The sequence below is a fragment of the Borreliella japonica genome (genome assembly GCF_030438115.2).
Taxonomy (GTDB): domain Bacteria; phylum Spirochaetota; class Spirochaetia; order Borreliales; family Borreliaceae; genus Borreliella; species Borreliella japonica.
Genome location: NZ_CP179507.1, coordinates 29,230 through 55,718 on the forward strand (window position 1 = coordinate 29,230; position 26,489 = coordinate 55,718).

The 26,489-nt window shown below is 29.9% G+C and carries 37 protein-coding genes and 1 pseudogene; 36 read left to right on the forward strand and 2 right to left on the reverse strand.

What is annotated here, in order from left to right; all coding sequences use genetic code 11:
- The first annotated feature begins 21 nt into the window (after nucleotides 1-21).
- On the forward strand, nucleotides 22-447 hold the full coding sequence (locus tag QIA21_RS06820) for a DUF261 domain-containing protein (RefSeq protein ID WP_418905722.1): 426 nt from the start codon (nucleotides 22-24) through the stop codon (nucleotides 445-447).
- 5 nt (nucleotides 448-452) lie between these two features.
- Here QIA21_RS06820 and QIA21_RS06825 read toward each other — a convergent pair whose 3' ends face one another.
- Nucleotides 453-1,229, reverse strand: coding sequence for a site-specific integrase (locus QIA21_RS06825; RefSeq protein WP_418905796.1), 777 nt, complete (start codon nucleotides 1,227-1,229; stop codon nucleotides 453-455).
- A gap of 437 nt (nucleotides 1,230-1,666) precedes the next feature.
- Here QIA21_RS06825 and QIA21_RS06830 point away from each other — a divergent pair, with 437 nt between their 5' ends.
- The 34 genes and pseudogenes from QIA21_RS06830 (at nucleotide 1,667) to QIA21_RS06995 (ending at nucleotide 23,792) form a co-directional block, all read left to right on the forward strand.
- Complete coding sequence (locus QIA21_RS06830) at nucleotides 1,667-2,182, forward strand: Erp family outer-surface lipoprotein (RefSeq protein ID WP_418905841.1); 516 nt, start codon at nucleotides 1,667-1,669, stop codon at nucleotides 2,180-2,182.
- A 26-nt stretch (nucleotides 2,183-2,208) separates the two neighbouring features.
- Nucleotides 2,209-2,883, forward strand: coding sequence for an ErpL protein (locus tag QIA21_RS06835; protein ID WP_418905797.1), 675 nt, complete (start codon nucleotides 2,209-2,211; stop codon nucleotides 2,881-2,883).
- Nucleotides 2,884-2,976: 93 nt separating this feature from the next.
- Complete coding sequence (locus QIA21_RS06840) at nucleotides 2,977-3,453, forward strand: hypothetical protein (RefSeq protein ID WP_418905798.1); 477 nt, start codon at nucleotides 2,977-2,979, stop codon at nucleotides 3,451-3,453.
- A 187-nt stretch (nucleotides 3,454-3,640) separates the two neighbouring features.
- Nucleotides 3,641-4,201: a DUF603 domain-containing protein gene (locus QIA21_RS06845; protein WP_418905799.1), complete on the forward strand. Its 561-nt coding sequence runs from the start codon at nucleotides 3,641-3,643 to the stop codon at nucleotides 4,199-4,201.
- Complete coding sequence (locus QIA21_RS06850) at nucleotides 4,198-5,550, forward strand: PBSX family phage terminase large subunit (RefSeq protein WP_418905800.1); 1,353 nt, start codon at nucleotides 4,198-4,200, stop codon at nucleotides 5,548-5,550. The genes QIA21_RS06845 and QIA21_RS06850 overlap by 4 nt, the downstream gene beginning before the upstream one ends.
- Nucleotides 5,551-5,627: 77 nt before the next feature.
- The gene (locus QIA21_RS06855) at nucleotides 5,628-6,854 is read left to right on the forward strand and encodes an anti-CBASS protein Acb1 family protein (protein ID WP_418905727.1); all 1,227 of its coding nucleotides are present in this window, start codon (nucleotides 5,628-5,630) and stop codon (nucleotides 6,852-6,854) included.
- 16 nt (nucleotides 6,855-6,870) lie between these two features.
- Nucleotides 6,871-7,566 carry a DUF1357 family protein gene (locus QIA21_RS06860; RefSeq protein WP_418905728.1) on the forward strand — a complete coding sequence of 232 codons (696 nt, stop codon included), beginning with the start codon at nucleotides 6,871-6,873 and terminating at the stop codon, nucleotides 7,564-7,566.
- Between the two features lie 11 nt (nucleotides 7,567-7,577).
- Nucleotides 7,578-8,135 (forward strand): DUF228 domain-containing protein, encoded by a 558-nt coding sequence (locus QIA21_RS06865; RefSeq protein ID WP_418905729.1) that lies wholly within the window; start codon nucleotides 7,578-7,580, stop codon nucleotides 8,133-8,135.
- Between the two features lie 4 nt (nucleotides 8,136-8,139).
- Nucleotides 8,140-8,897, forward strand: a pseudogene (locus QIA21_RS06870) (DUF228 domain-containing protein).
- A gap of 29 nt (nucleotides 8,898-8,926) precedes the next feature.
- Nucleotides 8,927-9,496, forward strand: a complete 570-nt coding sequence (locus QIA21_RS06875) for a DUF228 domain-containing protein (protein WP_418905731.1) — start codon at nucleotides 8,927-8,929, stop codon at nucleotides 9,494-9,496.
- Between the two features lie 20 nt (nucleotides 9,497-9,516).
- Complete coding sequence (locus tag QIA21_RS06880) at nucleotides 9,517-10,476, forward strand: hypothetical protein (protein ID WP_418905732.1); 960 nt, start codon at nucleotides 9,517-9,519, stop codon at nucleotides 10,474-10,476.
- 18 nt (nucleotides 10,477-10,494) lie between these two features.
- Nucleotides 10,495-10,950 (forward strand): DUF3890 domain-containing protein, encoded by a 456-nt coding sequence (locus QIA21_RS06885; RefSeq protein WP_418456171.1) that lies wholly within the window; start codon nucleotides 10,495-10,497, stop codon nucleotides 10,948-10,950.
- The gene (locus tag QIA21_RS06890; RefSeq protein WP_418905801.1) at nucleotides 10,950-11,333 is read left to right on the forward strand and encodes a DUF1506 family protein; all 384 of its coding nucleotides are present in this window, start codon (nucleotides 10,950-10,952) and stop codon (nucleotides 11,331-11,333) included. The genes QIA21_RS06885 and QIA21_RS06890 overlap by 1 nt, the downstream gene beginning before the upstream one ends.
- On the forward strand, nucleotides 11,321-11,707 hold the full coding sequence (locus QIA21_RS06895) for a hypothetical protein (RefSeq protein WP_418905734.1): 387 nt from the start codon (nucleotides 11,321-11,323) through the stop codon (nucleotides 11,705-11,707). Before QIA21_RS06890 ends, QIA21_RS06895 begins: the two co-directional genes overlap by 13 nt.
- Nucleotides 11,704-12,261 (forward strand): DUF764 family protein, encoded by a 558-nt coding sequence (locus tag QIA21_RS06900; protein ID WP_418905735.1) that lies wholly within the window; start codon nucleotides 11,704-11,706, stop codon nucleotides 12,259-12,261. The genes QIA21_RS06895 and QIA21_RS06900 overlap by 4 nt, the downstream gene beginning before the upstream one ends.
- A complete protein-coding gene (locus QIA21_RS06905) occupies nucleotides 12,254-13,366 on the forward strand; it encodes a DUF787 family protein (protein ID WP_418905802.1) in 1,113 nt (370 codons plus the stop codon). Before QIA21_RS06900 ends, QIA21_RS06905 begins: the two co-directional genes overlap by 8 nt.
- Nucleotides 13,367-13,379: 13 nt before the next feature.
- Nucleotides 13,380-13,808 (forward strand): DUF1463 family protein, encoded by a 429-nt coding sequence (locus QIA21_RS06910; RefSeq protein WP_006434231.1) that lies wholly within the window; start codon nucleotides 13,380-13,382, stop codon nucleotides 13,806-13,808.
- Between the two features lie 15 nt (nucleotides 13,809-13,823).
- A complete protein-coding gene (locus QIA21_RS06915) occupies nucleotides 13,824-14,270 on the forward strand; it encodes a DUF1473 family protein (RefSeq protein ID WP_418905737.1) in 447 nt (148 codons plus the stop codon).
- Nucleotides 14,267-14,503 (forward strand): DUF1322 family protein, encoded by a 237-nt coding sequence (locus tag QIA21_RS06920; RefSeq protein WP_418905738.1) that lies wholly within the window; start codon nucleotides 14,267-14,269, stop codon nucleotides 14,501-14,503. Before QIA21_RS06915 ends, QIA21_RS06920 begins: the two co-directional genes overlap by 4 nt.
- Before the next feature lie 7 nt (nucleotides 14,504-14,510).
- On the forward strand, nucleotides 14,511-15,842 hold the full coding sequence (locus QIA21_RS06925; protein ID WP_418905785.1) for a DUF759 family protein: 1,332 nt from the start codon (nucleotides 14,511-14,513) through the stop codon (nucleotides 15,840-15,842).
- Nucleotides 15,843-15,858: 16 nt separating this feature from the next.
- On the forward strand, nucleotides 15,859-16,539 hold the full coding sequence (locus tag QIA21_RS06930) for a DUF792 family protein (protein ID WP_418905740.1): 681 nt from the start codon (nucleotides 15,859-15,861) through the stop codon (nucleotides 16,537-16,539).
- Nucleotides 16,540-16,542: 3 nt separating this feature from the next.
- Nucleotides 16,543-17,532 (forward strand): DUF693 family protein, encoded by a 990-nt coding sequence (locus QIA21_RS06935; RefSeq protein WP_418905741.1) that lies wholly within the window; start codon nucleotides 16,543-16,545, stop codon nucleotides 17,530-17,532.
- A gap of 13 nt (nucleotides 17,533-17,545) precedes the next feature.
- A complete protein-coding gene (locus tag QIA21_RS06940; protein WP_418905803.1) occupies nucleotides 17,546-18,097 on the forward strand; it encodes a DUF777 family protein in 552 nt (183 codons plus the stop codon).
- A gap of 29 nt (nucleotides 18,098-18,126) precedes the next feature.
- Nucleotides 18,127-18,459 (forward strand): contractile injection system sheath initiator, encoded by a 333-nt coding sequence (locus QIA21_RS06945; RefSeq protein WP_418905666.1) that lies wholly within the window; start codon nucleotides 18,127-18,129, stop codon nucleotides 18,457-18,459.
- Nucleotides 18,456-19,334: a DUF276 domain-containing protein gene (locus QIA21_RS06950; RefSeq protein WP_418905804.1), complete on the forward strand. Its 879-nt coding sequence runs from the start codon at nucleotides 18,456-18,458 to the stop codon at nucleotides 19,332-19,334. The genes QIA21_RS06945 and QIA21_RS06950 overlap by 4 nt, the downstream gene beginning before the upstream one ends.
- A 5-nt stretch (nucleotides 19,335-19,339) precedes the next feature.
- Entirely contained in the window at nucleotides 19,340-19,945 is a 606-nt protein-coding gene (locus tag QIA21_RS06955; RefSeq protein WP_418905744.1) for a DUF735 family protein, read from the forward strand.
- Nucleotides 19,946-19,954: 9 nt separating this feature from the next.
- Nucleotides 19,955-20,755: a DUF685 domain-containing protein gene (locus QIA21_RS06960; RefSeq protein WP_418905745.1), complete on the forward strand. Its 801-nt coding sequence runs from the start codon at nucleotides 19,955-19,957 to the stop codon at nucleotides 20,753-20,755.
- A gap of 70 nt (nucleotides 20,756-20,825) precedes the next feature.
- Nucleotides 20,826-21,020 (forward strand): BlyA family holin, encoded by a 195-nt coding sequence (locus QIA21_RS06965; RefSeq protein ID WP_418905746.1) that lies wholly within the window; start codon nucleotides 20,826-20,828, stop codon nucleotides 21,018-21,020.
- 3 nt (nucleotides 21,021-21,023) lie between these two features.
- Nucleotides 21,024-21,371 (forward strand): BlyB family putative holin accessory protein, encoded by a 348-nt coding sequence (locus tag QIA21_RS06970; protein ID WP_418905767.1) that lies wholly within the window; start codon nucleotides 21,024-21,026, stop codon nucleotides 21,369-21,371.
- Entirely contained in the window at nucleotides 21,361-21,696 is a 336-nt protein-coding gene (locus QIA21_RS06975; RefSeq protein ID WP_418905789.1) for a BlyB family putative holin accessory protein, read from the forward strand. Before QIA21_RS06970 ends, QIA21_RS06975 begins: the two co-directional genes overlap by 11 nt.
- Entirely contained in the window at nucleotides 21,689-22,042 is a 354-nt protein-coding gene (locus tag QIA21_RS06980; RefSeq protein ID WP_418905805.1) for a BBA14 family lipoprotein, read from the forward strand. Before QIA21_RS06975 ends, QIA21_RS06980 begins: the two co-directional genes overlap by 8 nt.
- A gap of 104 nt (nucleotides 22,043-22,146) precedes the next feature.
- Complete coding sequence (bdr, locus tag QIA21_RS06985; RefSeq protein ID WP_418905806.1) at nucleotides 22,147-22,707, forward strand: Bdr family repetitive protein; 561 nt, start codon at nucleotides 22,147-22,149, stop codon at nucleotides 22,705-22,707.
- Nucleotides 22,708-22,894: 187 nt separating this feature from the next.
- Nucleotides 22,895-23,323: an Mlp family lipoprotein gene (locus QIA21_RS06990; RefSeq protein ID WP_418905807.1), complete on the forward strand. Its 429-nt coding sequence runs from the start codon at nucleotides 22,895-22,897 to the stop codon at nucleotides 23,321-23,323.
- 19 nt (nucleotides 23,324-23,342) lie between these two features.
- On the forward strand, nucleotides 23,343-23,792 hold the full coding sequence (locus QIA21_RS06995) for an Mlp family lipoprotein (protein WP_418905808.1): 450 nt from the start codon (nucleotides 23,343-23,345) through the stop codon (nucleotides 23,790-23,792).
- 41 nt (nucleotides 23,793-23,833) lie between these two features.
- On the opposite strand, the gene QIA21_RS07000 is transcribed toward QIA21_RS06995, so the two are convergent.
- Nucleotides 23,834-24,841 carry an ERF family protein gene (locus tag QIA21_RS07000; protein WP_418905809.1) on the reverse strand — a complete coding sequence of 336 codons (1,008 nt, stop codon included), beginning with the start codon at nucleotides 24,839-24,841 and terminating at the stop codon, nucleotides 23,834-23,836.
- A gap of 550 nt (nucleotides 24,842-25,391) precedes the next feature.
- Here QIA21_RS07000 and QIA21_RS07005 point away from each other — a divergent pair.
- Nucleotides 25,392-26,489, forward strand: a complete 1,098-nt coding sequence (locus tag QIA21_RS07005) for a plasmid maintenance protein (RefSeq protein WP_418905810.1) — start codon at nucleotides 25,392-25,394, stop codon at nucleotides 26,487-26,489.

Consider the following 26,489-nt stretch of genomic DNA (forward strand, 5'->3'; position numbering starts at 1 on the left):
TTAACATTGGAGGATTAATTAATGCTTATTAGTAAAATAAAACAAAAAAATAGGAGTTTACTTGGAGAGATACAAAGATGGGGGTGTTATTTTTTATGCTTGCATTATTATACAAGTTTGTTGAAGAATATTGAATTTAATGCTTTTGGAATAAATGTGGCGTATCGCAGATTTTTAGGACTCGGGTACATCAAGAAAAATTGTTTTATTAATGATCCTTGTATGATACTTAATTATTATGGAATTAGAACTAGTGTTAGGTATGAATCTTCCAATTACTTTGTGGCTGCTAATGAATTTGAAATAAGTGAAGTTAAAATTGAGGGTGTTAATGGGTCACACTTTATTGCTACAAAAGAGAAAGAAATATTATATGATTCACTTGATTTAAAGCTTAATGGAAAACTATTTAAAGTAACTTCAAAGCGCATATTTAAACTTAGATAGTCTTGCTACAGCTTTAAGCTATTTTTGGCTAATTTGTAAGCTTGAATTTTGTTAGCAGAAGAGAGTCCGTAGATATTATCAATTTCATGGGTTGAAGAATATTTCATAAGTTCTTTAATTTGGAAAGAATTATAACCATTGGACTTCAAATTCGAAATAAATAAATTTCTGCACAAATGAAGTGATTTATTTGCCTTAAAGCCCGACTTTTTAAGAAGATTTTTGAATTTTCTAGAAATATTGATAATGCTAATTTGATTATCTTTAAACTTATGTTTGGTTTTTTGGAAAAGATAAGTACGCCTTGTATCAAGATTTTTTTCTTCGAAATGATTTTTGTGAGCTGTTTGAATAGCGTCAAACTCCTTAGCGTCAATAACAATTTCTCTAATACAAGCGACACTTCTTTTTTTTGCTACATTTACTTTGATATTGTAATAAATTTCTCCAGTTTTGTTTGATAACTGGGTAATATCTTGCATTTTTACTTTTTGAATTTCAGTGCCCCTACACCCAGTTATTGAAAGCAAATATACAAACCATCCAGATATTGGATCAATTTGTTTTAGTTGTTTTATACATTTTTCAATTAGTTTGCTAGTTTTTGGAGTTAAGTAAAACTTAGGACTGGGTTTTAGAGTTTCTTTTTTAGTTTTAGATGAATTTTCTAGAGAATTTTTAAGAATTTTATTTTCATTTAGTAGATTTTGATAATCTTTTATGAGTTTGAGGAAAAAATCCGAAGTGTCTTTATTTAAATTAAGATAATTATTAAAGTCCATAATATCCCCTCCTTATAAGTGTTACTTTTAAATTAAGTAAAAGTAATAAAAATAGATAAAAATTGCAATTTATATTTTATCAAAAACGTAAAATTTTAGTCAAATTTTGGTGTCTCTCATTGCAAGCAGAATTTGGTGTTTAGAGTAGCTGTAATAAACAGAAGTGTCAATTTCTAAGGAGGTCGGATAAGAAAGATACTATACTTTGGGTGATATATAGCAAAGACTCTGAAATTTGATTTGTATGTGTTTTGTAGTCTTTTGTAATGAGTATAACATTTGCAATGGAGAGATTTTCTAAGTTTGATTAAAATTACATTTGAGTTTTGTTACTTTGTAACGCAAAATGTAACAAAATTAATTAGTTAAATCTTTAAAAAATTGAATTTATTGGAGGTTGCATTATGTTTAGGCTTACGGAGTAACTTATGAATAATATGAATAAAAATATGAGAATGTTTATTATTTGTTTTGTTTTTGCACTGATAAGTTCTTGTGGAAATTTTACAAGTACAAGTAGTTTAAGTGGGCAAGTAAGTAGTGATACAATAAAATTCTCGGAATTTACTGTGAAAATTAAAAATAAAGACAATAGTAGCAATTGGAGCGACTTAGGGACTTTAGTTATAAGAAAAGAAGAAGACAGCATTGCAATAGGTTTAAATGCTGGAATAGGACATACATCTACATTCTTTTCATTAGAAGAGTCAGAAGTTAATAACTTTGTTAAAGCAATGACTGAAGGTGGAGCGTTTAAAACCAGTTTGTATTATGGATATAATAATGAACAAAGTGATGCAAATGGTATCAAAAATAAGGAGATAATAACAAAGATAGAGAAAATTAATGATTCTGAACATATTACATTTTCAGGAGATAAAATTAAAGACCAAGTAAATAAAATCGCTGAATATGCAATAGCACTAGAAGAGCTTAAGAAGAATTTAAAATAGAAATTAAAGTAAAAGATAGGATAATTATGAAGAAAAAAATGTTTATTATTTGTATTATTTTTGCACTGATAAGTTCTTGCAAGAATGATGTAAATGGTAAAGCTTTAGAAATTTCAGAACAAATTTTAGAAATTCCAAAACAAATAGAACAAGAGATAAAAAAAGAATTTAACGGATTGTTAAATATTTTAGAGACAAAAGATTTATCCACATTAGATACATCAGAGATTGAAAAAACAATTAAGGATTTAAAGGATAAAGTAGATAAATCTGATGCTAAAACAACTTCTCTTAAAACATATTCTGAGTATGAAGAAAAAATAAAAAAAATAAAAGAAAAATTAAAAGACAAGAAAGAACTTGAAGGAAAATTAAAAGAACTTGAAGAAAGTTTAAAAAAGAAAAAAGAAGATAGGAAACAAAAATTAGACGAGGCCAAGAAAGAATTTGAAGAGCTTAAAAGCAAAGTTGGTTCTGCTGATGGAGTAACTCAAGGTGAGCAAGTCAGAGGACAAGGGCAAATTGGAGGGCAAGCTTGGACTAAGGCTAAAGAATTCGGTTTAAGTGTAAGGTATTCTAGTAGTGATGGTACAAATACCGGTAATATGTCAAATGAAATAATAGAAAATGCGATTAAGCAAATTGATGAAGAGCTTAAAAATATTGGAGAAGAGGCTCAAAATTCAGAAAAGAAAAAGTAATAAAAAATGGTTTTCAAAAGCATAAATTATTAAAAACAAGACTAATAACCAGTCTTGTTTTCTTATTTAAGTTATATTTTTCAAGGAGTAAAAGTGAAGAAATTATTATTCAAGATATTGTTTGTTTTTATTATATTTGTATCTAATATTTATGGAAATTCTTTGGATGATGTAGTTATTAAAAATAATAAAAAAGCGATTGAATTTTTAGATGACATTCTTAAAGATAGGGTGTATATACAAGTATTTAATACTACTAATCCAGATCAAAGAAGAAAAATTCCAAATTATGATTATAAGGAAAATATGATGGATACAATCATACAAGAGTTGAAATTATATGGTAAAATTATGGAATTTTTTGGATATATATATCTTGTGCCTACAAAGCTGAAACATGTGCCAAAAGAAAAACGGGATAGTGAAGTTGAAAGATTTAGATTGTTTACTTTTAGAGAGGTACATTATTTTTATGATTGTATTGTGAATTCTCAGAAGTTTGTTGATGGATTCCTTTCAAATTTTCAAGTATATATTAAGGATTTAAATAAAAGGTATAAAATACAATAAATTAGTGAACTGCTATTTCCATAATCTTTGATTTAGAAATAACAGTGAGCTAAATCAATAAAAGCCAATAAATATTAAACACCCGTCAATAGGTATAAAGAAGTTAACAGTTTATGTTAACAATTCATTAAATTGCTTTACTATTTAGAGTAACAATTTGTTAATTTTGTTACTTTAGAGAAATTTTTTGAAAAAAGTTAAACGTTCTTTTGATGATTATGTTGCCTACTTTAGAGAAGGATTATTGGATGATAAAGAAATAGCAGCTAAACTTGGAGTTTCTAGAGTAAATGTATGGAGAATGAGACAAAAATGGGAGAGTGGGGAAACTTCTGTTGGTGATAATTCTAGAGTAATAATTAGTGAAGATACTTTTGAACATCTTGTAGCCCAAACTTTTAAATCAGAAGCTAAAGCTAGAAAAATTAAGGGAGAATTAGATTTAGAGCGCTCTAATTTAGAATTAGGATTTATACGAGCATTTAAACAATATGCAAGCATTGAACTAGCCAAAATGCATTTAAAAATAGAAGATTTACAATCCGAAATTGCCTTTTTGAATAAAAAATGTAACAAGAAAAATAATGTTAATGAAAAAATTAGTTTGTTAAAGAGTGAGCTTAATGACCTGATAAAGGAGTGTTCAATAAGGGAAATGGAGCTTTACTATGAATGTATGAAAAAGCTAACTTCTGCTCATGAAGTTGAGAGTAAAAGTAACTACAAAAGTAGTAAAGGGTACAAGTGAATTTATATCAAACAAAATTTTTTACAACACTTCAAAAGGAATACAAAAATCAGTTTGGAGTTGATATATCTAAATTTTTTGGAACAACAAACTCTTTGGTTAATTTTGCTCAGTTTGAAGAGAAATATTTAACCGTAAAGCAAAATAGGGTTATAAAAAGTATCCAAAAGAACAACGAAAAGAAAATTATACTCAGTGGCGGTATAGCTAGCGGCAAAACGTATCTTGCGTGTTATCTGTTTATTAAAAGTTTAATTGCAAATAAAAAGTTATATTCCAGTGATACTAATAATTTCATCATAGGCAATTCTCAACGTTCAGTTGAAGTTAATGTTTTGGGGCAATTTGAAAAGCTATGCAAACTTCTTAATATTTCATATATTCCAAGACATAGGAATAATTCATATATACTGATTGATTCACTACGGATTAATTTATATGGAGGGGACAAGGCAAGTGATTTTGAAAGGTTTAGGGGTAGTAATTCAGCACTCATTTTTGTAAATGAGGCTACTACTTTACATAAGCAAACTTTAGAGGAAGTATTAAAAAGACTTAGGTGCGCGCAAGAAACTATTATTTTTGATACCAATCCAGATCATCCAGAACATTATTTCAAAACTGATTATATCAATAATACAGCTACTTTTAAGACATATAATTTTACAACTTACGATAATGTTCTCCTAAGTAAAGAATTTATCAAAACTCAAGAGAAACTCTATAAAGATATACCAGCATACAAGGCAAGAGTTTTGCTAGGAGAGTGGATAGCAAGCACCGACTCAATTTTCACACAAATTAATATTATGCAAGACTATGTATTTACTAGCCCGATAGCATATTTAGACCCAGCGTTTAGTATTGGAGGTGATAATACTGCGTTATGTGTTATGGAGAGAGTCGATGATAAGTACTATGCTTTTGTATTTCAAGATCAACGACCGGCTATTGACCCTTATATTATGAATATGGTCAAGACTGTTTTACAAAATTTCAATGTACACACGCTTTACATAGAAGATAGAGACAATACTAAAGGCGCTGGAGGATTGACGCGTGAATATATGACTCTTAGAAAGAATATGAGTCAATATTTTAGAATTGCCCCAGTAAAGCCAAAGTCTAATAAGTTTAGTAGAATAGCATCGCTAATTACACCTATTACCTACAAAAAACTTTATATTGCAAAGTATAGTAGTTCTACTGTATTTAGCGATATTTACGCTTATAAAGGGGATAATAAAACTCCCGATGACGCGCTTGATGCAATATCTGCTGCATATTTGATGTTGTCTTTAGGATATAGAGATAGAAGTGTTCATTTTGGCAATCAAAGATTTTTGTAAATTTTATTGACAAAAATATTAGTTTTTGCTATTATACATTTAATTTAATTAAGAAAATTAAGAATAAGAAGTAAAAAATGTATGATTTAAGAAAAGCAAAACTGATAGATAAAATAAGTTCACTGGAACTATATAGATATTCAATATTTTTTAGAAATTACATAGAAAATGTAGCAGAAGATTGTCTTAAGAACGGAATTATTCTTGAGTATACTACTAGTCATGTTAGTGAGCTCGAGCTTGCTAGATTAAAAGTGCAACTTAAAAATGCTTTACTAAATTGTATTATAAGCTTCCGTTTTCATGGAATTGGATACATTTTAGTAAAAACTAAAGATACACTAGTAGACCTTGAAAGACCTGTTAATATAGAGCTACCTATTGGATTTGAATACCTTGATTATGAATCTGTAAGAGACTTGGGGGTTGACTTTGATTATGTAACTTACAAAGTAAGAACTAATAATGGAAGCAATTCTTTTGATACGGTCAAAATACACAAAAATCGACTTATAATATACGAAAACTTTGATTATATCTTAAAAAGATATGTTCCGTGTTATACGGAAAGTTTTTTGCTAGATATTTACCTATTTGAGAAGATATACGTTGAAATAGAAAAACGTATTGAAAACCACAATTTTTTGTTTTACAAAGACGAGTCTTTAGTGCAGCTACAAGACGCGCTTTCTAGCGCAACAACGTCTTTGAGTGCGCTAACTCAGAGTAGTAATAATGAAAAAGGCAATAGCTTTTTATCATCCTTTCTAAGAAAACAAAACTCAAATAATCATAGTAAAGATATTTCTAATTTACGCAGTCTTAATGACTCATTGGCAAGTGAACTTGCTAGGCTTAAGAGCAATCTAAGTAATGAGGGGATGTTTTACACAGCTACTCCGAGTGCTAGTTTAGAAGTTATTAAATACGATCTTACCTATTTAAAAGAGGCCTTAGCATTAATTAAAGCAAAAATTGGTGCTGATACTAAGGAGCCTTTAACAAGAAGTTTCAACGAGCAAGCTAAAGGACTTGGAAATGATGGTAAAGGTGATAGGAGCAATTATTATGATTTTCTAAAAGGTGTACAAGAACAAATCCAGAATGCTTGTAATTTAAAGCTTAATAAGTATTTTGGACTTGATATGAAGTTCAATTCATTAGTGATGTTGAGTGATGATCAAAAGGTGGAAAGAGATATTAAGCTAATTGAGCTTTATAGCAAATATAACGATCTTATACAGAGCAGTTCTTTCAATAACGAGGAACGAGCTTTTTTAAAAGAAAAATTATTCTCATTTTGAGAAAAGGAGTTAAGAAGTGATTGAAAATGAAAAGAAAGAAATAATTGAGGATCAAGTTAAAGAAGAACATCAAGTTAAATCTGATACTAAAGTTATAAGCACCCAGGAATTTGAAGAGTATATGAGCTTAAAAGAACAAGCAAGTAATGCAAAACCTAAAGAAACAACTCGTGATTTAAGTATAAATGAGCGAATAACAAAAGAACTTGCTGAAGTTGAAGAGAGAGAGCGTGTTGAAAAGCAATTATTACTGGAGGCAGAGCGCATTAATGAAATTGATACACTTGCAAAAGCGCATCTTAGCAGTCATTTCAATAAAGAGGTACTACTTGCAAAAGGATATACTCTAAAAGACATTATGCAGGCACAACGCAGAGAACTTGTTCGCAAGTTTGTTCCAATTGAGCAAGTTAAAGCTATTTCCAAAGTATCAGACATAAGCCATATTGATGGAGAGATACTAGAACAACTTGTTTCTTTGGCTAAAGTGAATATCAAATTAAGAAAAAATGCTAATAGCAATTCATCTTCTGTTGAGGTTATTAAAGGAAATATTATTGCTAAATCAGAAGAGAGAGTAAGTTTGCTTGATCCTAATTTTGTACCAATTAATTTCACAGAGTTTGTGCAAGCTTTAAGCAATACTTACAAGCAAAGACGAGTTCAATTTTATGAAAATCTAAAAAGAGATAACAGAAGAAACATTGCTTAAAGGAGTTTTTAATGAGTGATATTACAAAAATTAAACAAGAGTTTGATAAAAAAGTTGAGGAAATTAAAGCATTAATGAAAAATCCCCAGCAAAATGCTAGCTTACTTAGCAATTCTATTGAGTTTAGGGATAAAAATTTAATTTACTCTAATTCTGATGGAGTTTGGACTAGTAGTAAAGACAAAATAGAAAATTATCCTGCTAAAGGGTATCCCTACAAGCGCGGAGTAAAGTTTAGTTTTAGTGCTGATGGTACATCAGAACTTGAAGTTGAGGCTGGAGGTGGTGATGATTTGTATGGAGTATGCACTGATATAGACGAGTTTACTGGTATGGCAACTGTAATTCCAATTACAAACAACTTTACAGGATATTTAGTATTTAAGAAACCAGGAACTGATATAAAGCCGGGTGAGAAGCTGCATTTTAATGCGCAGGGAGAACTTGAAAAGACTAGTGGTTCTGATAAAACTATTAATGCCATAGCACTTTCAAAGACACATAAATTGACTGAAGAATTATATATAGGACTTGCTAGCGTTTTTGGAAATAGAGCTTTAAAAGGGTAATTAAATGGCTTTAAAAGGTAAAGAGCAAGTTCCGGATGGTGTTGATGATAATCCACAATTAGGTCTGCAGGCAGAAATTCCAGCTGCTCCTAGAGCTAGGCGTCAAGCAAGACAAGCTGAAGATGATGCAGTAATGGACCCATATCTTGAGTCGGTTAAAGAACTTGATGATATTCTTTTGAAATTCAAAAAATATGCAAAATCAATGAGTTCTGTTGAAAATAAGGTTTTTAGCAGTTCAAGTGGTTGTTTTCAGTCTAAGAATGAGCTAGTTGATGCTTATACATTTGCATGTTCAAGTTATACGGACAAAATAGAAGAATATTTCTACGATCCAAAAAGAGTTTTCCATATAAGCGTGGGGTTAAACTTGTTCCAAAAGAGAACTCCGTATATGTTGAGGTTGGTGCTGATAATGATATGTATGGCATATGTGTTGATGTATGCGAATTTAGTTGTACTGCGTATGTTTTGCCAATTACAAATAACTTTGAGGGGTACCTTGTTACAAGAAATCCTAGTATAAAATCGGGTCAAATATTAGACATTAATTCAGATGGAGTTATTATCAAGGCTGATGGTGGGCCCCCAACATTAATTAATGCTTATGCACTTTCTGATTCATTTACAATCAAGTTTGCATCAGAAGATAAGGATAAACAAGCTGAAAACATAAGACAAGATTATTCAATTAATTTAATAAAAGTTACAATTTTTGGCAATAGAGGCCTTGAGAAAACAGTAGTTGCTGCTGGTGGTTAAGACTAAAGAATTTAAAAGGAGGAAAGTTAATGGCAGATACAACGCAATTAGTAAAAGAGTATCAAGAAAAGCGCAGTAAACTAGAAAAGTTTATGAAAAATCCACAACATTATACTAGTTTACTAGGCAATTCTATTGAGTTTAGGGACAAAAACGTACAATTTTTTGCTTCTGGAGGCATTAGAACTAGTAGTTTTGATAAGTTGGAAAATCATCCATATTCGGGGTATCCCTATAAGCGCGGAGTAAAAAGAGTTATTCAAGAAGAAAAAAAGGATGAAATTCACTATGAGCCCCATGTTGAGGCCGGAGGCGGTGAAGACTTATACGGAATATGCATTGATGTAGACGAGTTTAGCAAAACAGCTACTATTGTTCCAATTACAAATAATTTTGAGGGTTACCTGGTTGCAAAAGATTCTACACCTAAAGCAAAAGACAAGCTTATTTTTAATAAAGACGGCGCTCTAGAAAAGCCCACGGGACAAAATAAGACAACTGTTAATGCAATAGCGCTATCTGATGCAAAGCAAATTAGTAATGATGTTTATTTAATAAAAGTAGCAGTGTTTGGAAATAAAGCTGTAAGTAAAAATTAAAAAAATTAAGGAGGTTTTAAATGGAACTTTACGATGAAAATTATTATGCAAAATCTGTAGCTAATATTATAGGAGAAGTTAAAGACCCCATTATGTATAAATGGTTTTTACCTGATCAGATTGAAGATGTTGATCTTAAAATGGGATATCAAAGAACTGTAAAATGGGACGCGTTTTTAAATGCTAATCCTACAACAATTGCTAATGAGGTTAATACTATCTCAACTATTGGGTTTAGTTCTGAAGTAGTTAGACTGAACTATTTAAAATTACAATACAAATTTAGACATTTAAAGCAGACTTCTGAAAAATTTTACACTTCAGACTCATATATTGGCGACATTAATAATAATTTATTGCCTTTTGCTCAAGCTTATAAGCTTGCAAGTAGTGAAATTATCAAACTTATTAATCACTTTGTACTAACAGGAACTGTTTCAATTCAAAAGGACGGAAAAAATCAAAAACGTTTACTTCCTAATATGTACGGACTACTTAATATGCCGGAACAGATAAAAGAAGAAGTTGCACAAGGTGATAAGGATAAGATGGATAAAATATTTGAAAAAATTGAAGCAGGACTTTCAAAATTAGAGTTAGGCGACGAATTTTCTACACCCATGATGGTGATAGTTGACCCCGCAACTTCATTGAAATTGGTAAAACCATATGCAGTAGGCCAAGCTGTTACATCAAGTTGTGAAAAATGGGAAGATGTTTTGATCCAAACTATTAAAGCTATTAATAATCGAGAAGATGTTTATATTGAAACTTCAAATTTGCTAAAACATCAAATACTCATTTATCCGTTAAACTCAGCGCTTATTAAATTTAAGCCTAGCAAGTACATGTTGCCTACACCAAATGAACAAGTTGATAAGGATTCAACTGATATTGCGCATTCATACATTGATTTTGTTTTAGGAGGTCTACTTGCTACCAAGAAGACTATTTTGCAAGTGAACATTAAACAAAGTTAATAAGATAAGGCAAATAAAATGAGCGAACAAAAGGACTTGCAAGTACAAGCTGAAAATGAAGAAGAACTCTTAACAACAAAACTTCATTCTCAAGTGTTATTGCTATTAGGAATAGATCAACTAGCACTAAGTAGGCAAAATTTTCTACTTCACTTATCTTTACTTCAAGCTATTTTGGTAACACGTGGTATTGACGCTAGTTCACTTACATATGAACAAATATTTTTACTTACCTTTTATCATATGGGTTGTCAATTAAGAAAGCAAGGGGTTGTTCGAGAATTTGAATTTGAGAGGATTAAAAAAGAGAAATTCAATGAGCTTGAACTTGATTATTATCCTAGCAGTGGTGGAGGCGAAGAAGGTGGTGGAGAAAGTTGTGGGTCAAATAAGAACTTTTGTTCACAACTTGATGCATTTTTAGAAAAACTAAAAAGAGAAACTTCAACACCCTCTTGTGTGGGAGTTGTATAGTGAGTGGCGTTAGAAAAAGACTTTCAGATATGTCTACACGTATGATCAACGTTTTTAAGGATCCTAGCCCTTTAAGATTTTATAAAGGCACTGTTGTAAAACTTGAAAATGACGATTCTTATCAAAGAGTATTTGATAAGAATAAGTACACCGAATTTGCTGGAGTAATTATTGACATAAAACCACAAGAACTTGCAATGCTTTATGACTCCAATATATCTGATATTCAAGGATATTCTAAACTTTACACATATCAAGATCTTAACTTTGAACTAAAAGACCGAATATCAATTTCAGATTTGATTTACTTTGAAATATTTAGCATTGACTCTTCAATAGGATACTTTACGCTGGTTTTAAAGGAATTTATATGGACGGACTAGACTTTACAATTGAATTGGAAATTGGTTGGTTTGGCGGTCGTTCTAATATTGCTAGAATGCACGAAAAAGGCGGCGCTAAATTGCCAGTAAGAAAACATTTAACTAAAATTGCTGGTAGTTCTGAATTTAGAGAATATATCAACAATAGTTATATAAATTCTAAGTTCAATATTGAGCCTAAATTAGGAATGAGTGCTATTGGAGAAGCTTTTGTAAGATACTATAAGAATTATGTACTCTCAGGGCAAGTTACACCGGGTTTAAAGGATAGTACAATCAAAAGCAAATTAAGAAAAGGTAGCAGCACTGCATCAATCCCACTTGTTGATACATCAAAAATGTTATCAGAACTAACTTATAAGGTGCTTGAATGATTGTAACTTTAGATTCGATTTTAAATCATTTAATCCAAATATTTAAAGGCTTTAAGGTCTATGCAACTGAAAATAATTTTGAATGCGATATTATAAATACTTACAATCATCCGTACCTTTCAAAAATTACAGCTGCTAGCCCCAATATAATAGCATTGAAATTTGATGGTACAGAACATCTATTTGATCATGACTGCAAAACTGGTGCATTTTATGAAAATGCTTTGGAATTTAGTGTGAATTTCCAAATATATATTATTGCAGTAGTATTAAATGCTAAAGATTTTGATGCTAATTCGCGTATGCTAATACTTTATGGTATGCTTAGCGAGTTTCTACATAATAGAGTCCATAAGTATGCTTTAGAAAATCAATCTCAACCCGAGTATGTAAATAAAATCAACTTTTACATTTATCCAACATCTAATATGCAAACAGTTGGACTAATAAATTTAGGTACAAAATATAGCAATCATGCATACAGTGCATCTGTAGCATTTAATGCTAGTGTAAAAGCAATTGAAATTTTAAAGGAGGAGTACGTAATTGCCTGAAAATACAATTAGTGTAAGTTTGGTAGACTCTAGCATTCAAGCTAATACACCCAACTATTACAATCCACTTTTGGTCTACAAAACAGCCAAAATTAAAGTTAACAAAGATGCTGCTAACTATAAAACATTGAGTTTGACTGTTAATAACTATGAAAAAGAAATTGAAACTTTAGAAAAAGATAATGGAAATGGACAAGATCAGTTTGGAAAAGAAAAAACACTATTGAAAACCGCAATGTCAAATTTTTTCAATTCAACTGAAGAGTCCTTAAAATCAGTTGTTCTTTTCATTTATAAGGATAAGCCCGAGGAACTTAAAAACTATCTTAAAGCGTATAGGCACTCTTTTGTTGTGCTTATTAATACTGAAGGGGACAATTCAGATGATGGACTAACTGTTTATAAAGATGACTATGCCAAGTTTAAAATGTCTTCAACTTTTTTTGTATTCTCAACTAAAGAGCAAGAGATAAAAGAACTATTTAAGGATAAAAGCAATCTTGAGAAAGAAAGAAATATTGTTGTTTATAGCAATAATAGAGATAATTTACACCTTAAATTTATAAGTGCATATTTGCATCAAGCAAGCATTTTCCACTCTGTTAATCCATATGGTATGCCATTAGCTACTACACCACTTCTTGACGATGCTGTAATTAAAAAGTTAAGGGATGCAAAAATTAACTTTTACTCACTTCTTAACGAGACTGGTCTTGACGGTATATCTGCTTTTAAGGAGGGTGTTGATCTTTCTGGTAAAGCAATAGACGAGATTTTTACTTACCACTACATAAAAAATGAGGCTATTGTTGAGCTTATTCGAATTTGGAATAAAAACAATAGACAAAATAGTAAATTATCTGCACTACAACTTAGTGGCGCTAGAGATAATGCCTATACTTCAGCAATTGAATGCCTACTCAAACGGTTTATTGATAGGGGACTACTTGTAGAATACAAGGACTTAAAGCTTACCCTATCAGGCACCAAACAGCTTAAATTGGAACTTAGCGTGAATATTACTTACAACTTTAGTATTAATGCAGCTACTTTAGTGATTACTTCTCAAGATATAGTTGATTATCAAAATAGTTTAAACGTATAAGGAGTTAAAAATTATGCAATTTTATGATTTAAGGGAAGTTTACTTTTCAATCGGTGGTATACAACTGCACAGTGGTAAACTAGAGCTTACAAGCGAGCCTACTACAAGAGCAGTTGTTAGTACTGAAGACAAAGGATTTCCTGTAATAAGCTTACGTGACCCTAAAACTATAACTTATATTTTCAACATTGAAGTCACTCTAGGCAGTCATGACTATATTGCGTTAACTGAAATTGCAGACGATCAGTTTTATAACATGGATGTTAGCAAATATGATAAAATGCTTGATTTAGCATTCAATGATAGAATTGCTACCAAAATTATTTCTAACCATGCAATTTTCACTGAAGAACCCTCAAGAAGTTATTCAGCAGAAGCTGAAAAAGTGACTTTTGAGATTAGGGCTATTAATTGCCAAAAAACACACCCAAATAAAAGCTAAAAGGAGAATCTTTCCATGATAATGAGATATAAAATGAAAATTTTAACCAAAAATAAAACCTATGAATACCCACTTAGAGTATTACCAGTCTACGAATGGGATAGAGTACTAGGATTTAATCAAAGCGACGCTATTTATAAGCTTAATGAAGTTAAATACTTAAGAGAAATTACAAGCTTAATGATAAGTCCAAAGTTTTTAGACGAATTTTATGTAATTCTAGATGCAAATAGAGAATTTATCTCTTATTATAAGGACTATCTTGTTGCTATTATCTACACCGCGCAATTCAATACTTTTCACGCAGATAATGACCTTAAAAAACCCGCTTTAGCATATTTGAGTGAATACGAAAATAATGTTGGCGATTTTGTTACTTTTGATTATATCGATGATAATTTTGATTATGAAAAAGTAGCTGCTTCACTTACATCAAATTCTAATGAACTAGTTGCTAAATGAGGAAAATAAATAAAGATATTGACAAAGCTATTGCAAGTCTTAATGAGACTAGAAAAAAGTATTTCAACTTGATTGAAGAGATAAAAAACGATAAATACTATTTTCCAGTAATTATGAATATTTGCTCATACGATGATGTTAAGAAAATGCCTTATGATGAGCTTTTAGAAGTTAACCGTATTGCTGATCTTAAATTAGAAAAAGAATTGTATGAATTAATTTTAAGTAAATGAGGGATTAATGAGCGACAAATTCACCATTAAATTTAAGGGCGTTCTTGATCATGCAGCAACAAAAAAAGCTATCGAACAAGATATTACCAAAATGGAAAAATATCTTAAGCCTAAAAAATCTAGTTTGGGTAGTACTAAAGATATTGTAAAAAGTAATTTGTCGGATAAGAAAAAAGAATTAAGCAAACAAACTAAATTTGAAAGCTTAAGAGAGCGTGTTGAGAAATATAGACTTACACAAACTAAAAAGCTTATGAAACAAGGCATGGGTTTTGAAAAAGCTCGAAAAGAAGCTTTCAAAAGGTCTTTAATGTCTGATAGAGATAAAAGGCGCCTTGAGTATAAAGAGCTTGCAAAAGAATCAAAAGCAAAAAGTAAAATGCTAGCGGCTTCTCAAGGGAAAGGACTTGTTGCCAAAATTGCTATAGGTAGCGCTCTAGGAACTGTTATTGGCAACGCTGTTAGTAGAGTAAGTGGTGGGATTTTTGGTTTTGTGTTCGGCTGGATTAAAAAATCAGTTGAAGCAATTTCTCAACAGAAAAAAGCACAACACCTCAATAGCGCATTTTATACAGAAAAACAACGGGCATTATTTATGGGAACTAAAGATAAGGAAGGGAATATTACCGGGGGAATTCTTAATAATAGGAAAGGATTTGAGCGTGACTTAGAAAAAGAAGAGTTTCTGCGGCAATTTTCTCTTATTAAGGGCACTCTAACAAGTATGAAACAATTGACTCCAGAGAGATTAAAACTTACGGGGGAAATGATGGCCGATCTTGTATCTAGCGGTCATGCTAGCATGAAAGAGGCTGCAGCACTTGTTGACGCGCATATTAGAGGATATGGGAACCTTTATAATACAATGGAGGGCACAATAAAAGGCGAAAAATATACGGTACAAGCAAAAGATAACTATGAAAGAGACGCTCGGGGCAATGATTATAACTTTAGATTTAAGAAACTTGCAGAAATGCATCGTGATTACGCAAGTTTCGGCCTTACAAAATTTTCTGATGAGAAAGAAAAGATTGATAGCAATTTAACCAAACTTGAACAATCTCTTATGAATGTGACTGCTGCGGGTATGCAACCGGTGCTTGAGGGTGCTTCAAGAATAATTGATTGGGTCGAAGACTTAATAAAAACATATAATACAGGGGGCATTACCGGAATTATAAGCAAAATGGCTACAAGTGTTGCAAGTTCTATAGGTTCTGCAATTTCCAATGCGTTCCAAAGTGCAATAGGCTCATTATCTGGATTATCTTCAGGGGCGGCAAAAGTCGCATATGCCGCTCTGAAGTTATTGGCAGGGCTTGTTGGAATTAAGTTGTAGTAAAAGGTAATTACTTATGGACATTAACAATAAAAATATTATTAATAATAAAACAATATCGCCTGCAGAAAAAGAGGATTCTACGGGTATTATAAATGCAAATAGTGACAATTGCGAAAATAAAAAAGAAGGGGAAATGTCGTGTGAAGAGACTTCTCAATTAATAAAAGATATAGGGACTCAACTACTTGCTCTTTTTGGAGCAGATAACTTTTTATTGCTATACCCACGACCAGATTTTAGAGGTTTTGGATATGTGCCACAATTGTTTTTTATAAAACCAAAAACCCAGCTAATCTCACGGTCTTATAATACTAGTTATTCTAAACGACCAGTTATCAACTATTATGATAGAAAAGCGCAATATGTAAGCTACAACCCCGTAATGACAGGAGAACATATCTCATTAAGTGGTGGGATATTAACTTCTATGTACAAACATATGCTTTCAATATTTAAAACCACTGTTTTTGAGAATTTTTTGTTCCGCTTTGACTCTCACCTTGTAAAAGAACAACTATCCAATAGACTGCAGGCTCAAGTTCCTTTTACTATCTACAGTCCAACTTTTGGATTTAAAGAATTAGCTATAATTACAAATCTTTCGTTTAAGGACACTCCCTTCATCGATGAAGTTGAAGTTAGTCTGTCAATGGAGGTAGTGAAAACATTTAAATTAGAAAAATATAAAGGATAATATATGTTAGTAACTCATGATTCTAAAACAGTACTACTAAGTTATGATTTTAAAATTGAGTTTTACAATGTAGATGAATCAAAAAAATCAACTGATGGAACTCCTTTTCCGAAAAAAATTCCTAAAATTATAATCAATACACAAGACAGAATTCATGTTGATATTTCCATATTTAATAGATTATCAGCAGACTTAAATACTGTAAGTTCCAAACAAGCAAAAATTGTACTTTGGAACTTGCCACTAGACTTTACCGACCACATAAAATTTGGAGATATAGTAAAAATATATTATAAGAAATTTGCTCATGAGAAAAAATTTGATTTTATAATGGCGGGCACTTTAGAGCACCCCATGAGCACTGATTATCCTGGTGGAGATTTTAGTGTCGAGCTCGAAGTTAAATTATTAACTAATAGCAACTTCTTCAATCGCAAATTGAAGGACAAAGAGGGAAAAGTGGGTAAAAACTTTAAGGGCATGACGGTGCAAGATGCGATAGAGTCTGTATTTCCTAATCGCAATATCATTAACATGAATGATAAAGATAAACTTAAAGTAATCGACAAAAATATTTATGCCTCAACTCCAAAAGAGTTTATTGAAAAAATAATAAAAGGAAAATACGTTCATAACGTAATAACTGATACTGGCTATCATGATTACGAAATTGAATGCAATTTCGTATTTACTAATTACGAACAGGAAGGTGAAAATACCCACTATGAGGCATTAGAAGATTATGGGCTTGAATTTATACCACAACAAGAAGTTGATATCGAGCATGAATTTAAGACAAGGCGTATATATTGGAACGCTAAAATATTTTATACACATAAACTAAGAGTTGGTGATAAAGTTTCATTTATAGACGGACTAGGGAACATTATAAAAAATACCATACAAGAAACAAGTGCGGGGCTTAGCAATACAGGAGATTGTTCATTATCACTTAAGCTATATGACGCCTCTAATTTTGCACCAATGAGATAATAAAGGGGGTAAAATGGACTTAGAGCATATAATTTACAAAATGAACAAGCGTATTTATGGAAATACATTAACACAAGAAGACGTAAAAAATTGGATTTATTCAAATATTTTCATAACTCGACTTGGCACTGTAAAGGAATTTAAACAGCAAACACAAGAAGCTGTAGTTATAATACCAGAATTTGAAGACTTAGAAATTCACACAAAAAATATATCTAATATCAATTTTGAACTATCAAAAGGCGATTCTGTTTTACTACTTCAATCAAGCGTTAACATTTTTGATAAAAATGACGATATTCATTTCGACAAACATCATTTTTACATACTTAGCGCAATTAGTCCAAAAACTTTAAATTTAATTTCTGATACTGTTAAGATTAAAGCAAATAGTAGAATTGAAATAGTCAACCAAACAACTAGCTTGAAAGAAATCCTGGAAAGTATTGTAAGTGCTATCAACGGTATAACTATCATAGGAGACAAAAAAACAACTATTAACTATCCAGCATTACAAGCGGTGACCGCTAGAATTTCTGCTAATATCAACAGTTTGTTTAAGTAATTTTTGCTAAATATGGTATAATTATTAGTATGGATTTAAGAATTGGAAATAATTTTGAATTGGTATTTAATAATGATTTTTCGCTTGTTGATGGAATTGACGAGCAAAAACAAAAATTATTTATATTCCTAAAAACCTTAAGGGGTAGTTTAAGCTATGCTCCTAATTGGGGCCTGGACTATTTCTTGCTTTTGAAACTTTTAAAAATTAATAATCTTCAAGCTGTAAAAAACTATTTTTATGAAATATCTAAAGATCTTAACTTAGATATAATCAATATTTCAATTGCAATACAAGACCGTAAAGCAAATATATCCTTTTTTTTCTCTGGTGATGTTTTGAATATGGAGTTTACTTTATGAGTATTGTTTTTGATTCTGATTTTGGTATTCTAAAGCGCACAATTGGGGATATAGTACGATCCAAAAGAGAATACTTACGCATAAATTATGGAATTAACATTGATGATAGTAATAGCTCGATTTACAACATTATTGCATCTTCTTTAGCATTAATTGAAGAAGAAATAATTAATGAGCTTAATCTCTTTTTTTCTAAAATGAAACCGGGTGGTACTTATTGGACTGCAATTGAAGAACATATTTCCTCTAAAAGCACAACTTACAACGCAGTTCGAGCTGCTTTACTTAATCTTAATGGAGTGGAACACGCTAATATTAAAAGTTCAGCTGGTAAAGCTAATATATATCTAATTCTTAAAGAAGATTTATTAGACACTGCTAAGACTAATATTAACAATCCTGAATTTAAAGCTAAACTTTGGGAAACATTATATCTAACAACTCCTAGTGGTACTTTACTTGATGGAGACATAGAAATTGATGGACTCAACCCAACCGGGCAACTTAAATCCTACAAAATATCACTGGGAAAAAGAAAATATGTTTATATGAAAGTAAAGTACAAACTTGATCTTAAAAACTATCTCTACTTAAACATAGACTCTCAAATTAGAAACATATATTCTAGGATTATTTCAAATAACTATTCTGATATGGGCATTAGCTTTGAATATCAAGACTTTTTTGCTCCAGTCAATGAAGTAAAAGGGATTAAGTTTATGGAAATTAAAGTTTGTGTTAAAGATACAGACACTGAAAGTATCTCAAAAATCAGTGATGGCGATTTACAAACAAATCAAGATATTGCTATCACTGATGATACAATGCTGCTTTTCAATACAACTGATCGACTACTTATTGACATTGATACTTAAAAAGTATGAAAATACCTAATTTTTTAAAAACCACTGAAGTTCAAAAATTTATAAGTACAGAAACTGAGTACGCACAAAAACTTCTTAATGAGCTTAAAGCACTTAATTCCAATTTCATATCCATTGATGCAAAAGAAAATATAAAATCAAGATATATTGCCATATGGATATCTCAAGTCTTATCAATTTTTTATGCAAAAACTCAAACTCTACAAAGTATTACAAGCAATATCAATAGTGTGATTTTTGCTTTACGTCATATTGGCACTGACGAGTCATTTAGACTGATTTTTAAGGCTTTTTTGAATGTGGATATTTCAGTTACTACACCTGAAGCTGGTGTTATTGATATCTCTTTAAAAGGGGCAATAAAGACAAACTTTACTGCATTCATTACACCCAGTACTGCAAAAGGGAAAAGGCCTAAAAAGATACTAATTAGAGAAAAGAAAAAAGGATACGCTGCATCTAAAAAGGCTTTAGTATTCAACTCACTTCCCAAAGGCTATGATCATTCAATTTATGCTTTTATAAAGGGGATTATTCCTATTGGTAGAGTTCTCAAAATTAATAATGAAACTGGTAACAATATTATTACTTTTAACAATTAAGGAGGTTATATGGCTGGAGAAGAAGAAAAATTATTAATTGATGAGGAAGAAACAGTCCAAATCAAAGATTTAAATAAGGTTACGACTGTTAAAAACACTGATCTTTTACTACTTGATGATGGAGTTGCAAGTAGCAACGCTATCACCTTTAAAAACTTTTTGAAAACCGTAAACCATCAAACATTTAAAGGGGAAGAGCTGGGCGAGTTTAAAGAGATAATTAAGTCCACAATCGCTACTGAACTTGCAGCTGATGAAGAGTTTGTAAAAAAAATTTACGCTAAAGTAATAGACAAGCTAATTGGCAATGATTCTGATAAGCTTTCTAACCTTTTTAGCAAAATTAAATCGCGCCTAACAAGTAGCATATCATCAGCCACTCTATCTAAATATGACGATCTTTTGATAATGTCTTCTTCAACTATTCAAAAAACACCTGTTCCAAAACAGTTCCTTGGGGTGCCGTCAGACTTTAGTGCTTATCTGAGCACTCCTGTTGACACCATACTGTATCCGTCTGACTACAAAAATCAAAGACTGCAAGTAGATTTGGACCAATCAAGAGGTGCAACTCTTATTTTTTATAAAAGCTATGACGATACCCCCATTTATCTTGATATAGAACTTGACATAGATCAAAACAAAGGAGAAGGTAGATCCTTATATCTAAGATATTCAGATGAACCTGATAGTACAAATAACCGAAATTTAGTTTTTTCAAGCGAAACTTTCACTGGTGTAATCTCACTGTACAAAGGATGGTATGTCCAAAAAAGATGGGTGAACGTCCCAGTTCTATTAAAGCTGTAAAATTTTTTAGCAAAAATTACAGTTTTGATATATAATATATATATCAAAAATTAAAATGAGGGATTGAAAAATGGATATTAAAATAACCGAACTTCTTATTAATCTAAATGAAATTAAACTAATAGCCGTAATGATTTTTGTAACAGTAATAGTTTTAGGGGTGTTAATTCTTCTCAAGCCGTTGCTAAAAGACATATTATCTATAGCAATAGGCAAGATTTTTAAAAATGGAAATGGCAACAATCATATTAAAAAACGAGATTAATTTATGAAATTATCTAAAGATAATGTTGAGCTTGGACTTACGTCTTTATCAAACCTTATTGATATATTTTCTAAATTTGAAGATGAATTTGATGAAATGGCACATAAGGGATTCTTTTTGGTTTATGAACTATATTCTCATTATCAATTAATATATACAGCAAATATGGAAAGACTTGAAAGTGCATTAACTCCAACAATATTAAAAACACTGGCCCCAATAAATGAGAAAATCAATCAATGTATTGATCTAGTTAATTCTGATGAAAAAAATCTAAAAATATCTAATAATCTAAAATTCAATCAAGAAGGAAAACCTATCTATAAGGAAAGAACAAATAATGCAAAATAACACTATTGGTTTAGGACTTAATTTACTATCCAACTTAACTAACATAGCTAAAACTGATACAAACATAGATCATAATTACATTAATACTTTTAATAGGGTAATAGATTTTTTCTATAAAACATATATTGGAACATTAAAATCTATGGAAACGGCCGAATCAACGAAAATATTTGAAGAAATACAAGATATCTTAAAATACAATCTTGAGATAATAGAAGCTATCTCTAGCAGTAAAAGTAATAAAATTATCTCCTCATTAAAAGCAAAACGCAACAAAATCATGCGGGAATACGTAAATATACTTAAAAGGGGTGATAATGCTTAAACTAGTAAGCTACTTATTACTTACTTTACTACTATGTTGTAGTACCATTGCTAGCCTACCTGATGAGCCAAAACCACCAATTATTAAAACACTAGGCGCTTTAGCTAAATATGAGGCTCAATTATCAGATTATGTTATGTACCTTGTAACATTTTTAGCTAAAACAAAAGTTAAAGTTAATGATCCAAATTATCCAGAATTTACTTATCCAGATTTATCAACACTAAAAGACGAACACACAATGACTTCAGTAAAACATAATATCAAACTACTTTTAGAGTACATTCAAAAAACAAAACCCATAGCAAAAAAAGTCTATAATCAGTATTCAAGATTAAAAATGTAAATTACAAAAAGTTTTTTCTTGCAAGAAATTATACTTTATATTGTTAATAGACAACCCCTATTAACCCAAAATAGTGTACAATAGAACTATAAAGGAAAAATATTATGAAACCCGTGCTAACAAATACTGTAAGTGAAGAACAAATATATAACGAATTTATAAGATTGGGAATGGAACAATTAATAGCACAAGATTTATCTAAAAGATATTATCACAATGAACTCACGTATAGAGATTTAGAAAATTTAGAAAAACAATTTGGTTTAAAGTTTGATAATCTTGAGTTTAAGATAGATACTGTAGAGAAGAATTTACAAAAAGATATGTCTACTTTGGCACAAGATCTGAAAAAAGATATGTCTACTTTGGCACAAGATCTAAAAAAAGATATGTCTACTTTGGCACAAGATCTGAAAAAAGATATGTCTACTTTGGCACAAGATCTAAAAAGAGATATGTCTACTTTGGCACAAGATCTGAAAAAAGATATTCAAATTAACAATCAAATTTTATTAGAAAAAATGGATATTAACAATCAGTTATTATCAGAAAAACTAAAGGTGAGCAATAGAATAATAACTATTGCAGCAATAGTAGTAGTCCCTATTGCTATATCTATCATAACAACCGTTGTTCTATCGCTAATTACTCGGTTTTTCAAATAAAACTTAACAAGAATTCATAATATATAATTTTTCATTTTTAAATACTCCCCTTAAAACCAGAAATTATTAAACACTCTTTTTTAACCCTTATAAATTAGTAATATTTAAAAAATAGGATATATACTTACAAGAATAAACTTTTTTGTAACTTAATGTATTGTACTGAAGATAAAAAAAAGGAGTAATAATGAAAATTATAAATATATTATTTTGTTTGTTTTTACTTGTTCTAAATAGCTGTAATTCTAATGATACTCATACTCAGCAAGTAAAAAGTAGAAAAAAACGTGATTTAGAACAAAAAGAGTCACAACAAGAAAAACCTAAATCTAAAGAAGAACTTCTTAGAGAAAAGCTAACTGATGATCAAAAAACACAACTTGACTGGTTAAAAACCGCTTTAACTGGTGATGAAGAATTTGATAAATTCTTGGGATATGATGAAAGTAAAATAAAAACAGCGCTTGATCATATGAAAAGTGAACTTGATAAATGTACTGGAGATAATGCTGATCAACAGAAAAATACTTTCAAAACCGTGGTTCAAGGTGCGCTTGGTGAGGGTATAGATAATTTTACAGATCAAACAAATAGTACATGCAACAATGGTGGTTAATAATAAAAAAGGAATAAAAATGAAAATTATCAATGTATTATTTTGTTTATTTTTACTTGTTCTAAATAGCTGTAATTCTAGTGATAATGATGCTTTTAAGAAAAATAATGCTCAACTTCAAAAGGGTAGAAAAAAGCGTGATTTAGACCAACAAGAAACACAAAAAGAAAAGCCTAAATCTAAAGAAGAATTACTTAGAGAAAAGTTGGATGATGATCAAAAAACACAACTTGACTGGTTAAAAACCGCTTTAACTGATGATGGAGAATTTGATAAATTTTTAGGATATGATGAAAGTAAAATAAAAACAGCACTTAATCATATAAAAAGTGAACTTGATAAATGCACTGGGGATAATGCAGAAAATCAGAAAACTACTTTCAAGCAAGTGGTTCAAGGGGCTCTTAAAGGCGGTATAGATGATTTTACAACTAATTCAAGTAGCACATGTGATGCACAAGGCAATTAATAATATACTAGCCCCCTTATTTGGGGGCTTTAAACATATTGCTATGCTACAAATATATAATCAAATTGTTTATCTTTTTTCAAGACACTAAAGAATATTAGCGGGCTAGCACCATAAATAGGTTGCTTAAACGACATAAACTTTTCAAAATCTTGTAAATCCTTTAATCTATTATTTCTCTTGAAATAGTCTTTTATAATCCCTGCCCAATAGTTTATACTCTTAAAATCACTATTTTTCTCAAAATACGCAATTAAATCGGCTTCAATTTTCTTGATATCATCAATATTATTGGGGTCTATATTCTGAATAAAGTTTATTTTTTGAATAATTGAGTTTATATTATTTTTTGTTGTGGGGCTATTTACCCAATTTTTTATATTAGACAACGCTTCTTTAAAAACACTATAATAATAAAACCTATCTTTTTTTTGTTCTTGCTTAATATCTTTTTTCTGATTTTGAATAGTGTTATTTTTTTGAATTTGATTAATCTCTTGTTTTTGTTCCTTTTTTTGTTCTTGTTCTTGATTAATATTAATTTGCTTGTTGGGCATAGAATTTCTGTTTTCATAATTATTGTAAATAGGCGCTGCATCAGTATCAACTTCACTTTTTATGTTAAGATGTCCCACTAAAGCGTACCTTTTGAAATAAGTAATAGCTGAGCCAACTTGTTGTGGTATTGAATTATTTTTAGACCCATCTATATGAATTCGTGTATCAAAAGACTCTTCATACTCAGCACTTGTGCTGTAGAATGTGGTCCTAATATAATCAAATATACCGTATTGACCCTCTTTAGAAATTGGATTTTGCTCAAAATCAAGCTCCAAATTATGCTTTTTAATAACGTTGTATATTTCTTCTACTATGTCATTGAAATTCTGATATTTGTATCCATATCCTTTATTTATAAGACTTTTGTCAATACCCGGCAAATTCATTCTTAGGGTTTGCATATCTTTTCTGAATTGAATTTTTGCTTGAATATTATTTTGCATATCTTGAATATTTAAATTATTATTTTTGTGTGACACATTGTTCATAATGTACTCCTTATTATTGATTAATAATCATTATATAGCAAAAACTATTTTTACCAAGTTTTTTACAAAAATTTTTGCAAAAAAATAGAGCTTAGCTAGATTCTCTTTCTAAAAGAACTAAGCTAAGCCCTTTCAATTATTTTTTTGTAAATTAACAAAATAAGGTAGTCATACTGAAACACGTTCAAATAACTACGTTATTTGTAGTGTATCCCAATTTGAAATTAAAATCAATTTTAAGCCTTACAACAAAAAATGAGGGCTTAGCTAGATTCTCTTTACCAAAGAACTAAGCTAAACCCTTACATTACATTTTTTGCAAATTTCAATAATAAGGTAGGAAAACCCATAAAAAGTTTCACCACGATACTTGTAGTATAGACTAACTTATCATTAAAATCAAATTATTTTCTTTAAATTACAAAAAGTGCCTTTAATTAACAAAATTAATAATTAAATTTAATATTTTTTAGAAAAGTCTTTACTTTTAAATCAAAATTTTGCATTATAATATTAATTATTAATATCAATAAGAAGGAGAAAACTTAAAATGACAGAAGTTTTAACCAATAAAAAAAGCACAAATTGCTACAATAAACACCAGCACAAATTAATTGTTCTTATTTCAACACTAGAATACATAAACACCACATATAAGAAATATACACAAAGCAACATACTCTATTACTTTAATAAAAACCTAAAACGAAATGGTCTGGCGCCCGTTAAGCTAAAAACACTGCAAAATTATCTTTACGAATTAGAAAAAAAATTTAAAGTCACAACTAATTATCACAAACACATGGGAGTAAATTGTGGGACTGAAATATACTATCAACTTAATTTTTCAAAAAAAGAGTGTTACTTTAAGATAAACAAATTCTTTGAAGAAAAAAAACAATCAAGATTTGAAAAAAGGGTTAAAATAGGCCTTAAAGAGAGATTTATTAAAAATAGGAGTGTAGATTTTAAGGAGTGTTTAAGTAATAAAAATAATAATAAAAAAGAAGAAAGAAATAAGCAGATAGAAAATTTTCAAGTAATAAACTATTACAATAAATGTAACTTTAAAAATAAAGAATTTCTTCTAGTTTTATTAAACTTAGATATTAGTAAAGATAAAAAAATTGAACTAATTAAAGCTTTAAAAAGATTTGAAATTAAAACAACAAAAAGTAAAAATATACATTTTAACAAAATTTCTTTCAAAGAAAAGCAAAACAAATTAAAAGAAATTCTAGAAAATACTAAAAAACAATTAGAAAAAAACGGATATAATCCAAAACAATTGGAAACAGAATTTAAAAAAATATATGAAAACTACAAAAATAAGCCCCATTTTATAATTGAACATCAAAAATATAACGATTTAAGCAAAATAACTCTCAAATTAGAAAAAATAATTGAGATAAAAAAAGAAAATTCTTCAAAAAATTATGAGAATTTGAAGATAAACACTTTCAATATACTTATTGAGCGACTAAACAATACGACAAATATTGAAGTACTAAAACCAATTGTAAAAGCCTATTTAAGTAGTAAAAAGAAATTAGAATACAATAAAGTATTTAACACGTATTATAATGATTTATTAGAGATAATAAGAAATTCTTTAACGATAGAAGAATTTAGTAAAAAAGTTATATAA